This window comes from Marinicrinis lubricantis (assembly GCF_042658665.1).
GTDB lineage: Bacteria > Bacillota > Bacilli > Paenibacillales > KCTC-33676 > Marinicrinis > Marinicrinis lubricantis.
In genome coordinates, this window is record NZ_JBHSQV010000184.1 from 20359 (window position 1) to 33726 (window position 13368).

Below are 13368 nucleotides of genomic sequence, written 5' to 3' on the forward strand. Positions count from 1 at the left end.
TTCACTTAAAACTCTATAACAGACGATCGATTTCCTCCATCCAGCGGCCTTGCGGGTCTGCTAAAATGGTTTTCCATCCAATCCGCTTAGCCTGGGGGAAGTTCTTTTCCTGATCATCTACAAAGACGATTCTCCCGTCCCCGTTCAAATGAACCGCGGCCATTTCATAAATTTCACGACCCGGCTTGCAGCAGCGAACTTCGCTTGATATCGTCACACTGTTTAGGAATCTGGTGACCCCTTCCTTCTTAAGTATGGGCACAATCCATTCCGCCCGGTGGTTGCTGAGCAGATGAATGTCCGCTCTCCGACTCCATTCCTCTAGCTTGTATAGGCCCGGTAACGGGGTTAAATGCTTGAACAAAAGACTGCGTAAGACAGCCGGATCCGTCCCTGGAAAATGCTGCATCAGCCAAGACCAGAAGTGCGGCTCTTCCATCTGTCCCGTCCAGAGGGGCGTGCGAATGTCCGTTTTGAACTGCTTCACTAATGGCTCGGATACTGCCTCTTCGGCCAATGGAAGCTCCTTCCAAAACAAAGGCGATAGATTAGAAAGAAGCACGCCTCCGACATCCAGCATAAGATGCGGTTTATTTGACATTGTAACCCCCCCCCTTAAATTTGGACTTCGAATTGATCCACATAAACGGCCGTGCCGGTCATATACACCTCGGCCTGCTCCTCCACTTGAATAACCTTCACATGCACCCTGCCGTCCCGTCCGATCTCCATTCCCTGTTCCACGATGAGATTTAATTCAGCGTCTGTAGCTTGGCGGATATACTTCGAATAATAAGCGCCCATGACGCCGGAAGCGGTACCCGTAACCGGATCTTCTACCGTTCCGGAATAAGGCGACGAGAAATGGCGAGCGTGCATATGTGCTTTAGGATCATACGTTTCTAAACAAAATGGATGCACCGAAGCCCGGGGCATTTCCTTGAGCAACATCGGAAATTGACTCTGATTTGGTTTCATCCGCTGAAATACCTCCAGCTTTCGAATTGGGACAAGCAGCGTCCAAGTGCCGGTACTTCCATATACAATCGGTAAATTGTCATCTAAATCCTCTGAAGCCAATCCCATCGACAATGCCAAGTCCGCGGACGACCCTTCAAATGGTACAAACTGAGGAGCCGCTTGCTTCATCGTCATTAAAATTTCCTCGTCTGCCCCCCGAGAAATGTGGATCGGCAAAATACCTGCCTTCGTCTCGATCGTCAATGCTGAACGCCCGTCCAGCATGCCTTTATCATACATCCCATAGATCGAAGCCATCGTGGCATGACCACATAAATTCATTTCGTGTCCCGGCGTGAAATAACGAAGGCGAATATCCGCCACATTCGATTTCACAATAAAGGCTGTTTCATTAAAGCCTACTTGCGCCGCAACATGAAGCATCTCCTCTTCCGATAATTCATCCGCATGGAACACGACGCCTGCTGGATTTCCTTTGTTCGGTATAAGGCTGAACGCATCATAATGAGCAACTTCAATCGATTTCATTTGGCTTCCTCCTTAAATCCTCATATTAACAGGGAATGTGTTCGCTTCGTCCTAGCTGTCAAAATATTAATCGTATCATAACCCGTTTGAATCGAATAAAAAAGAAAAAAAGCAGGTCCGTTCTATATGCGAACGGCCTGCGTATATTTTGGGGCATTAGGAGCTAGTGTTTACCACGCATTAGTTCATAGAGATTGTGAATCAACTGTACACTTTCGGCCCGCGTTGCCCTGCCTTTAGGCACAAATCGATCCTTGCTTACTCCACTAACCAGGCCCAAGCCATAAGCCTTTTCAATCGCTGAGCGTGCCCATTCCGCGGCGGAATTCAAATCGATAAACGGCGACACATATTCAGCTTCGCTTGAGGATCGGCTTATCTTGTATTCATATGCCCGTACAATCATGAGCGTCATTTCTTCCCGGCTGATTTCGCCATTTGGAGCGAACAGGTCATCGCCTATTCCGTTTACAATCCCCGCTTCCGCTGCAGCCGCGACCTCAGCTGCATACCAAGCGTCTTCTGGAACGTCAGCAAAGGCTGCTTCCGTATCCGAGTCGATATTCAGCAAGCGCACAAGCAGCGCTGCAAATTCCGCTCTAGTCACAGGTCGTTCAGGAGCAAAGGCATGGCCGCTTGCGCCCTGAATAAGATGCTTAGCGGCGAGCTCTCGAATCGCTTGCTCTGCCCAAAATCCTTCTTTCACATCGCTGAACGATTTATGGTACTCCAGCACGGCGTATTTGCTGAAGTGATGCAGCGACGCGGTAAATCCAAGTTCGCTTTCCTCACCGCCAATAAACTCAAATGAACCGTCCTCGTCCAAATGATAAATACCTGCAAGCCTGCTCTCCATTCCCTTCTGAACGGCAAGCTCTATAACGAGGGGCTGCCTGAATTCAGTTAATGAATAAATTTCTCCATCATCATCGGTCAGTGTCCATTGGAATTCATAGATTGGACTTCGAGCTGTCACTGCAGCACCAGTGCTTTCTTCCATCCTAGCCAGCTGCAATGAAGCATCATGCTTACTTAACGGCTGCGCAGACAATGTCATGAAGCTCTCTTCACCTATATTCGAAGCAAGGTCACGCAGCTGCCCCAGCAATTCAGTTGGAACCGTCAATCTCATATTCGGTGCTTGAACGACCAAGGATGCCGAGCCCAATACATCCGATGCCGACACCGGCAGCTTCAATTCTCTGAAATCCTCATCCATCGTCAAGACCGCGGAATCCCCTTGCAGCAGCTGACGAATTTCATCTTCCGTGATCGTCCAATAACCAGGTTCCGGCGCAGGTTCAGGCCTATATTCCTCGGCTGGATACCATGGAATGTAGACTTGCCCCGCACGAACGTTAATCGAAATCGAATCTGAGAACGAAGCATAGACTGCTTGGATAACTGTGCTGCCAGATCCGACCGCCCTCACTTGCCCCGCTTCATCCACTAAGGCCACCCGTTCATTGGTGCTGATAAACGTCACGCCCTCAGTTAGCCTCATTCGGCTTCCGTCCGCATATACGGCTTCCACGACGGTCTGCGCTGTGTCGCCGATTCTCATTTCCTTATGAAGACCGCTTATTTCGATTTGTTCCAACAAGATATTTGGTCCGCCGACATCATCTACGACGCTAATTACATATTCCGCCTGTATTCCGGCATAATGCGCATAAATGACAGCCGTCCCTACGTTCAATGCGTGGACGGTTCCAGCAGAATCTATCGCCGCTATCGATTCGTCGCTGCTGCGGAACACGACCCCTTCGGTTAATACGTACCGGCTTCCATCGGAATAAACAGCTTCCACGATCGACGACGCCGTATTGCCAATATGCATCTCTGCATGCAGTCCGTTCAGCATAATTGTTTCCAGCTGGATATCCGGTCCGCCTGGCCCGACAGCAACGACACTTATTTCATAAGCAGCATACAATCCTTTATATTCTGCCGTAATGAATGCTGTCCCACTGCCTATGGCCTGAACCGTACCGGAGGAATTGACCGCAACTACCGACTCGTCACTGCTGCTGAACGTGATCCCTTCCGTTACGGCATGCCGAGTTCCGTCCGTATATACGGCTTCTACAACCGACTGCGCCACGCTGCCAACGGACATTTCCTCGTTTAAGCCGCTCAGCTCAATATGGCTTAGCTCGGCTTTTTCCCTCTGATTCAATACAAATTCATCTACGATACGGTCGTCCTTGACCGTCTTGGCCGTGAACTTCAACTGTTCATCAACGATTTCAATCGCAGAATAAATTTGTGTTTCTTCCGCGAATGTCACCTGCTGCCAAGGCCTTTCTGTCAATCCGTAAAACTTCGGTCCTGATGATCCTCCTACCACATAGGTTGTGCCTTCTTCTGGAGTAGTAGGACTGTTCCCTTTCATCGGATAAGTTCTTAAATAAATATGATCATGTCCATTCAATACGAGATCGACACCGTACTGGTCCAATACCGGAACCCACAGCTCCCGCACCACTTCCGTGTCGTACTGGCTTCCATACGGCCCGCGGTGAAACAGAACAATCGTCCACGATTTGTTCGTTGCCGCTAAATCCTGCTTCAGCCATTCTGCCTGTTCCTCGTAATCATACTCACTATTAAGCACGACGAAATGCACATCTTGATAATCGAATGAAAAATGAGTGCCTTTCAAGCTGTCGATTCCGTTCTGCGGCTGATGAAAGTGCGCGAGGAAATCGCCGTTTTGCTTTGTGCCCATCACTTCGTGGTTGCCTACAGCGGCAACGAGTGTCGTATGAAGCAGCTGTTCCTGGGCCGCAGCAAACCACATGTTCCATTCCGTTTCCTTATATCCGCTATCCACGATATCTCCAGCGTGAACGACAAACGCTGCATCGGGATGATCGCTGACTGCCTTCTTGATCGTATCGCCCCAAAGCTGGAAGCCTGCCTCGTTCCCCGCCTGTGAATCGCCAATGAAAATAAACTTGAACGGATCATCCGTTCCCTTCGCTGTCGTAAAGCTGCCCTGCCCGCTGTAATGGCCCGAACCATCTCCTACGCGGTAGACATACGTTGTCCCCGGCTCAAGACCGTGCACCTCCGCTTTATGGACGCGAACCGTACCGATATCAAGCGTATTGAATAAAGAGCTTTCTCCCTTGCTCGTATGAACGTTTGCAGCGTCAAATCCAGTAAAGTCCTGCTGCTTCGCATATTCAACTACCGTTCCAAGTGTATTCGGATCCGTATGCCAAGTAAACATGCGGGAGACGGATGGGTCTTGTCCCATCGTTACGCTGATGTTGTATGGCTCCGGAGTCCCAGCAAGCTCGGATACCTTGAACGTGAGAACAGGACTGAACTGATCCTGCTTCACAGCTTGAATACGATGTTCCGTCAATTCTTTTGTCAGAAGATCCGTTTTCAATATTCCCAACGAATCAGTCACGCCAATTACGGATCCGCCCACAATTTTGACCTCTGCCCCCGGTACCGGTGTCCCGCTGCGGTCCGTCACGGCTAATGTCGTCGTAAAGCCTTGGGCAACGCCCTCTTCATCCCACTCCAGCTGAAGATGATAGTCGATCACGGATGAAACAGGATAACCGACAAAGCGGCTTTGACCTTTACCCGCAATGTACATATCTGACGAGACAAAGCCGATGACGTTCTGTCCCTCTGCATCCGATTTCACGCGATATTGCACCTCAGCGAGCACATCCTCTTCGGTCAGCGATAAGGTATTCAGCCCATCAAACGACAATCGTACCGTCCCTTCGATTTCATCTACCTCTGCCTGCAAATGAGAGTTGTCCAGCTTCTCGCCTGCAGCTACCTGCAGCACATCCACTTTCTCTACATCAAAGTCAAAGGCGATATGTCCGGATTGAATCAAGGACGGCTTCACAGCCTGGATATCCAACGTGTGCGTATGACCAGCAAAGATGCGTTCCTCCGTTTGATATGCCCACTTCGGACCACCGCTGTCTACAAAGAAGCTCCACTGCTGCTCGGCACGGTTCCCAGAAGAGTCCTTCACCTGAAGCAGCACAGTATTAACGCCTTCCGGCAGAGGCTCGTTTGGCGTGTATGAAATACGGCCTTCCGGTGGATACAAAGCATAGCTGTCTACAGGTTCACCGTTGATATACATCCGAATCGAATCCGGATCGATCAGCGTTGTACCCCCATGATGATTCGGATCGAACAGGTCGTCCACCGCGTAGGCAAGGATAGCTGGTGTAGAATCGTTCACCGTGCTTCCGTCAAGCGGCTCCATGCCGGAGATGAGCGGCGGCACAATATCCTCATCGACGGGCCCGTACAAGGCCCGGATTTGATCGACGTAGATGGCGCCTGCCCCTTTATTGTCATTGCTCACCGCCATATACCGTACGGGCATTTCAACCGTAAGCGGAAGCGGCCTGCCCTGCGGAATCGTACCTTCAACGTACTTCCAGCCGACCCAATTCACACCTTCGGTCTGAGATGTGAAATCTACCGGAACCGCAGCATTGTTGCCGTCGCGGAGCTGCGCACGAAGCCAGTAGCCCTTCCCATCTCCGTACACCCACATGCTCAGCTTTTCAGGATATCCCGGCAGCTCCAGCCGGTTACTCGTACCGTTTGCTGTCAAGTAAGCCCCTGATGTGCCGACTTGACCAGTAAAGTCATATTCGAGCTTCATCGCTTGATTTCCGAATCTCACATATTCTTCGTCGGTCGTGATGCTGACGCTGGATTTCACATATCTCGCACCAGAGCTTTCATGATAGCGATTTAAATCCTGTTCAAAGTCTTCTATTACGACCGGCGGCAATCCGACTTTGACCGTGACTTCAGTCTCCACGCCTTTATAGCTGACAATCACTTTTCCTTCCTGCTGCGTCTGATCGGTTGCCTTAAACGTACCGTCTTTTTCAATCGTTCCGATTGGCCCTTCAACGCGCCACTCCAGCTGCTCATGATTTGCTTGAATAACCTGACCGTTTCGAAGAGCCGTTACAGAAAATTGCACAGTGGATCCTGTTTCAACAGAGCGGATCACATCCGGAAATTTCAGCTCGGTCAACGTATCGACCACTTCGATCTGGGCCGTTCCTGTCAAGCCTCCGGCTGCAGCCTTCACCTCCGTGACCCCAGCCGTATCCCCAGCAATGAACGTGCCGTTCGCTTCGATTGCAGCGAGCTCTGGCTGAACACTCCATGTGATTTCATCCTGAACCTGCGCGGGGTGCCCGTTCGCATCCACTGCAGCGACCTGGAGCGGAATAGACGACCCGGCCAAAACACGCTCGAAGCCCGGTTCAATAACCAGCTTCTGAGCAGCCCCCTCTGGAGCCTTGTTTACGACCAAAATCCCGTTTGCCGTAGAACGTTCGCCGCCGTCAGACGGCCTGTTTAACAACGTTCTGTTTGAATCACCTGGCAAGCGTGCGATGAACGTCGTCGATCCGCCGCCGTCCAAATTGAGCGCATCCGTCACGCCCATCCCTTGGAGCAAATGTCCAAGCTCCTCCAACGTCATCCCTTCACTAAATCCCGGCGCCCTGCCGTCAACGGTCAGCAGTACGAGCTTGCCATCCTCTTTGACACCGACAGCGGTTCGCGGGTGAACGGATGTGTCACTGTGTACCGCCACTTGGCCGTCTTTTACGAGCCATTGGCTAGCACCGACAGCCATTTGAACATCATGCCATTCTCCTTCCAAGGAGAACTGAGCTTCCAACTCATCTCCTACGTCCACAGTTTGAAGATGGCTTTTAGCAGTTCCCGATGCGGATAAGACGACTTGTCCCTCCATCAGCGGCGTATCTCCCTGCCCTCTCCGAACTTCCACGACCTTCATTTTAAGAGTACCGCCGCTTCGCACTTCTCCATCCGTCACGTCCAGAACAATCTCATCCCCAAGCGTATTGCTTTTCGTGGACGTATAAAAATCCGGCGAATACAAAATAAGATCATTATCGCCTCGCGTCCGGTTCATCGCGCTGATCGGCACCGATTGTCCGTTCACGAGGAGGGTGTTTTTCATTTTCGGCTGGCCGAAAACCGCAGTACCGTCTGCTTTTACACCGAATGCGTTTCTTGTCCCCGACGGCGTATTCAATATTATCCCGTCGCCAATGAATAATCCGAGCGGAATACCTGTACTCATGTCATAGAAGTCAGCGTTGACGGCGGCGATGACGCGGTTTCCTGCTTGATCCGCATTCCCGGCCATTTTAGAAACGCCCGTCATGCCATAAACTTTCCCGTTCGTCATGCCGGGTTGAAGCTCTAGAGGCGACCCCTTCAAATCGATTTCCAGGGCATGTACTTTTTCTAATCCCCGCTCCAATTCCAAGTTAAGCCAAGTATAGTGCGCCCCTGGCGACAGCTCCATCTCCCGAGAGTCCAATACGGTTATCAATGATGTGGTATCCTTCTGAGCTAACAAAGCATTAGGGGATGGAATCACCGCGGAAATAACAATAAGGAGTGCAATAAGCGAATGCAGCCATATTTTAAATATCTTCATTCTCCACGTGAACCTCCTTTTTATAAAAAGAAAAAAATGAATTCTTCAGATGCCAACCATGCCAATCAAAATACCGACAAAATTAAATACGCAGCTTGTCCAGCGTAACAACTCTATCCATTCCTTTTATCATGACTAGCAAGACCATAGAGCACCTCCCTTTCGATTTGCACGCAGCTTTTACTTCAGCGTATTGAAATCGAACAAAAGAATCATCAGCGGATTGTAAATTGTTTTTAAAGATATTATGAAATTACCTAAAATTTTACACACGGTCCTTCACTAAGAATATTTCAACGCTGTAAACACAAAAAACCCCCGCTTCAACATTCCGCGGAGGTTAGCCCTTTGTATTCTCTATAGTCCGTACTCTTCTAATAATGAATTTATTTCTTGATTCACCTGCTGGAGATCGAGCTGCTCATCCTCTTCATCGATCAGCAAATATTTAGATTTTAAATCTAATATCCGATATACACTATCATTAATTTCATCCATCGGAATCGTCCCTTGCTCCACCTCGCTCTTCAGCCTGCGCAGCACCTGCTTCGCCAAGTCGGCATCATGCGCGATCAGCAGCAGATCTACATCGGCCTGGACAGCCAGCACAGCCGCATCTTCAATGCTGTAATGATTCGTAATTCCTTTCATTGTCAAATCATCCGTCATCACTACATGATCGTATTCCAGTTCATCACGCAGCAGTCCACGAACGATCTTGCTGGATAGCGAAGAGGGCCGCTGCTGATCCAATGCCGGCACCAATATGTGAGCCATCATAATCACATCCGCGTTGGCCTTCACTGCTTCCTGAAAAGGAACCAGCTCGGTTTGTTCCAGCTGCTCCTTCGTTTTATCCAATCGGGGCAGCTCAAGGTGAGAATCCACAGACGTATCTCCATGCCCAGGAAAGTGCTTGATGACAGAAATCGTTCCCTCCTGCTGCATTCCCTTCATCGTTTCAATTCCCAATTTGGAAACTACCATCGGATCTGAGCTGAAGGACCGTTCACCAATAATTGGATTGTTCAGATTGCTGTTCACATCCATCACGGGGGCAAAATTCATATTCATCCCTGCAAGCTGAAGCTGCTTTGCCAGCATACGGCCCATCTCAAAAGAAAGCTCCGGATTGTTCAATGGTCCAACCTCGCCATTGCCCGGCAAGGCCTTCAGTTCGGAAGGCATTCGGCTTACCATTCCACCTTCTTGATCCACACTGAGAAGCAAAGGAGGATCGTTATCAGAATGATGCGCTTTCAATTGATCCATCAAGCTCACGGTTTGCGTCAATGTTTCGATATTATCTTGATAAAAAATAAATCCGCCTACCTTATATTGATCCATCATTTCGATATCCGTGTCATTTATGCTTGTACCTTCTTTTCCAATGAGCACCATTTGTCCCAGCTTCTCATCCAGCGACATCCGCTCAATCTCTTTGGAAATATCCGGCTCCGATGGCTCCGCCGGTGTTTGAACCGCATCTTCCGAATCATTCTCGGCAGGGTTAGGAACCTGCTGTTGGGATGGCGGCGAAGCGGGATTTCCTGAATCGGTATGAGAAGCACATCCGGTGCTGAAAACAATAAAGCACAGGCTAAGACAACATATCCAACCTTTCCATGGTACATTCAAAATGATTTGATCTCCTCTCCTCAATGGATCTCATAGATTAAAAGATTGCTCATCCAGCTGTTCTCGTATGCCTGGGAACGATAATATCTGGTCGAGCAGCTGTTCTGAAGTGTAATTTCTTCCGTTCACCTGCTGAATTCCTTGATTGACTCCTTGATCGGCAGCCGTCATGCCCAACCCTTTCTTCGAGGATATAAATTGATTCGTCACATCCTGAACTGCTTGATGCATATCATTGTCATACCAATCGATCGCATATTCCGAATCATTGCGAAGCACGCTGCGAATTTGGTACCCTCCATTCAGCATACGCTCTACACCTACCTTAAACGCTGCGCTTTCGCCATCGAACTGTACATCCAGCATAGCACAAATCTCTCCACGGCACTCCGCCATCTGTTGAAATACTACTTGTTTCACTTCCATTGGCCTTGCGCTCCCTCCATTTTACTTTTCTCCATTATTTCCGTAAACCTCACAGGCAATTCGCATAGGCTGATCGCTGCGAGTTCATAATACGAAGAGCATGAAAGCCAACAGGGAGTGATATCAATGTCTCGAAAATTTACGGTGCTGCTCACCATTTTTTCTATTGCGTTGTGTCTGTACCATGCCATGGGGCTGGACCATGACCATATCGTATTATATTTATTCAGTATTCCGGCATGGATTCTTCCGGTCTTCGTGGATTTGGAGCAGATCAATGCCTATTTCTTTTACTTTTTGACAATTGCCTCTTGGTTTGGAGTCGGCTGGGGACTGGACTACCTTGCAGCGAAGTATCGAAATCGTTCTACCACTCGATAAATATTCCGGCTGCATCATCTCCCCGGAAAGCCGCCTCTCCTCTGAGAGGCTTTTTTGTGTGTCAATGAAAAATAGTGCCGCAGCCAATGGTCATAAAACAGGATTCGCGATGGACAGACATAATATGACTTATGCCTGCATACGAATCATTAACAGCACTGCCACTCACGATGGCCTATACTCAGTCTACAAGAGAGAGGAATGAAGACACATGTGCGGTTTTACCGGATGGGTGGACTGGAACAAAGACTTGCGGCACTACCCTAAAATCGTGGAACAAATGACCCAAACCTTAGCGCCCCGCGGCCCTGATGCCGAAGGCATTTTTTTATCTGAGCATGCTGCGCTTGGACACCGGAGGCTCAGCGTCATCGATCCAGAAAAAGGTGCTCAGCCGATGACCCGATCGATCGGAAATTGGAAATATACGGTTGCCTACAACGGGGAACTGTACAACGCACCGGAATTAAGACAAGAGCTGCGCTGCAGAGGCTATTCATTCACGACGCACTGCGATACGGAAGTTCTGCTCGTAGCTTATATGGAATGGGGTTCTGCGTGCTTGGACAAATTTAACGGCATTTTTGCTTTTGCCGTATGGGACGAACGTGAGAATAAATGCTTCCTCGCCCGCGATAGAGTTGGCGTAAAACCGCTTTTCTATACGATTCAAAATGAGACGCTGCTATTTGCCTCCGAACCGAAAGCGATTTTGGCGCATCCGTCTTTTCCGGCAGAAATTGATCGGGAGGGCTTAGCGGAAATCTTCGCGGTCGGACCGGCAAGAACACCCGGGCACGGGGTGTTTAAAGGGCTTCATGAGCTTAGGCCCGGCTGCTTTATGGAATTTACACCTTCCAGCCACCGAATCCATACGTATTGGCAGCTGGAAAGCCGCGAGCATGGAGATGATTTAGAGAAGACTGCCGCGATTGTGCAAGGCTTACTGGAGGATACCGTGCATCGCCAACTCGTTTCCGATGTTCCGGTATGCACGCTTCTTTCGGGCGGACTGGATTCCAGCGCGCTAACCTCAATTGCATCAAGATTCTATGACCAGCATGGCAAAGAAAAGCTGCATACGTATTCGGTCGATTACGTCGACAATGACAAGCATTTCAAATCGAGCGCGTTCACACCCAATTCCGATAAACCTTGGATCGAGAAGATGAATCAATTCTTAGGGACGCAGCACCATTACATTCAATTTGACACACCGGAGCTCGTGACCGCTTTGGAAGAAGTCGTGTTGGCCAGAGACCTTCCAGGCATGGCGGATGTCGATGCGTCACTGCTGCTGTTCTGCCGAGAAATAAAGAAAGGTGCGACCGTAGCCATCTCCGGTGAGGCTGCAGACGAGGTATTCGGAGGATATCCTTGGTTTCATCGCGATGATGCGCTGAGCGCTCATACGTTTCCTTGGTCGCTCAAGCTGAAAGAAAGAGTTTCCGTGCTGTCATCAGAAACGGCCGATTGGATCAAGCCGGAACAGTACGTTGCAGGCAGATACGAGGAGGCGCTTAGCGAAGTGCCTCGGTTGGAAGGGGAAGATGAGCAGCAGCAGCGTATGCGGGAGATGTCCTATCTCAATATAACCCGCTTTATGCCAACACTTTTAGACCGTAAAGACCGCATGAGCATGAGAGTAGGGCTTGAAGTACGGGTGCCGTTCTGTGATCACCGTCTTATTGATTATGTATTTAACATTCCCTGGGAAATTAAAACATCAGGAGATCGGGAGAAAGGCATTTTGCGTAAAGCACTGCAGGGCATTCTGCCGGATGAAGTGCTGAAACGCAAAAAAAGTCCCTATCCAAAAACGCACAATCCGCAATATGCGGCCCAGGTCAAACAGTGGATGAGTGAAATTTTGGAAGACTCTTCGTCACCGATTTTCCCTTATATTAATGTAGAGCAGCTTAAGAAATGGGCTCGTTCTAAAGACGACCAATTCAATATTCCGTGGTTCGGACAATTGATGACCGGTCCGCAAATGTTCGCCTACTTGGCGCAGGTCAACTACTGGATGAAGGAGTACAACGTAAAAGTAGTCACCTAAGTTGAAGGGTGAATAATGGAATCATTTTCGCAATCCTATCTTTCCCATCACCTAGCTTTTGCGTTTGGCAACGCTGAAGTTAGGTCTTTTTTCATTCTTGGCACCCATTTTATTTAGTGGTTCCGAAAGAAAGGGGACAGCTAGTCCGCTGTCCCCGATACTATTTCTTATTCATTGGACGACTAATCATACGCCTTCCGTATCAGCTTTACCATGTCCCGCAGAGCAATCGCGCGATGACTGATCTCGTTTTTCTGTTCCATTGTCAGTTCGGCCATTGTTTTTCCGAAGGACTCTAAGTAAAAGTAAGGATCGTAGCCAAATCCGCCTTCCCCTTTCGGTTCAGGTGTGATCCATCCTTCACATCTTCCTTCTGTATCCAGCTTTAATTCACGAATAGGATCCACATAAGCCAGCACACACACATATTCAGCCCTGCTGAGGAAGGAGGTTCCTTCCACCCGGCTTCCTCGCGCTTGCAGCTCTTTCAGCATTTTCGCATTGTTGTTCTCATCCGATGACGGCTCCCCAGCATATCTTGCGGAGTAGACTCCCGGTGCTCCGTCCAAAGCATCGATACATACCCCCGAATCATCCGCCAATACTGGAACGTTCAACGCTTCTGCTACCTCTGATGCCTTCTTATAAGCGTTGTCCCTAAACGTGTCCCCGTCCTCAATCACATCAGGGACCTCCGGATAGTCATGCAATCCCTTCACTTCATAACCAATACGATCAAACATCGCTGCGAATTCCGTGATTTTTCCTTTATTTCTCGAAGCGACAACAATGATTGGTCTTTCTTTCCTCTCCATCTATAAACCGCCTTTCCGCCTTACCTTCATCGATCCATTTTGCA

General features: G+C 49.3%; 8 protein-coding genes. 2 read left to right on the forward strand and 6 right to left on the reverse strand.

The features are described 5' to 3' along the window. Window positions 1–13: 13 nt before the first annotated feature. The 5 genes from ACFPXP_RS20040 to ACFPXP_RS20060 form a co-directional block, all read right to left on the reverse strand. Entirely contained in the window at window positions 14–601 is a 588-nt protein-coding gene (locus ACFPXP_RS20040) for an HAD family hydrolase (RefSeq protein WP_379896182.1), read from the reverse strand. 14 nt (window positions 602–615) lie between these two features. Beyond that, window positions 616–1509 (reverse strand): PhzF family phenazine biosynthesis isomerase, encoded by an 894-nt coding sequence (locus tag ACFPXP_RS20045; RefSeq protein WP_379896184.1) that lies wholly within the window; start codon window positions 1507–1509, stop codon window positions 616–618. A gap of 163 nt (window positions 1510–1672) precedes the next feature. Beyond that, window positions 1673–8005 (reverse strand): phosphodiester glycosidase family protein, encoded by a 6333-nt coding sequence (locus ACFPXP_RS20050; RefSeq protein WP_379896185.1) that lies wholly within the window; start codon window positions 8003–8005, stop codon window positions 1673–1675. Between the two features lie 357 nt (window positions 8006–8362). After that, the gene (gene nagZ / locus ACFPXP_RS20055; RefSeq protein WP_379896186.1) at window positions 8363–9643 is read right to left on the reverse strand and encodes a beta-N-acetylhexosaminidase; all 1281 of its coding nucleotides are present in this window, start codon (window positions 9641–9643) and stop codon (window positions 8363–8365) included. Between the two features lie 30 nt (window positions 9644–9673). Beyond that, window positions 9674–10069: a hypothetical protein gene (locus ACFPXP_RS20060; RefSeq protein WP_379896187.1), complete on the reverse strand. Its 396-nt coding sequence runs from the start codon at window positions 10067–10069 to the stop codon at window positions 9674–9676. A 126-nt stretch (window positions 10070–10195) separates the two neighbouring features. Here ACFPXP_RS20060 and ACFPXP_RS20065 point away from each other — a divergent pair, with 126 nt between their 5' ends. Together ACFPXP_RS20065 and asnB are read left to right on the forward strand one after the other, a co-directional pair. Next, the gene (locus ACFPXP_RS20065) at window positions 10196–10450 is read left to right on the forward strand and encodes a hypothetical protein (protein WP_379896188.1); all 255 of its coding nucleotides are present in this window, start codon (window positions 10196–10198) and stop codon (window positions 10448–10450) included. 211 nt (window positions 10451–10661) lie between these two features. Continuing rightward, window positions 10662–12509, forward strand: coding sequence for an asparagine synthase (glutamine-hydrolyzing) (gene asnB / locus ACFPXP_RS20070; RefSeq protein WP_379896189.1), 1848 nt, complete (start codon window positions 10662–10664; stop codon window positions 12507–12509). A gap of 182 nt (window positions 12510–12691) precedes the next feature. On the opposite strand, the gene ACFPXP_RS20075 is transcribed toward asnB, so the two are convergent. Beyond that, a complete protein-coding gene (locus ACFPXP_RS20075) occupies window positions 12692–13324 on the reverse strand; it encodes an XTP/dITP diphosphatase (protein ID WP_379896190.1) in 633 nt (210 codons plus the stop codon). Window positions 13325–13368: the final 44 nt, after the last annotated feature.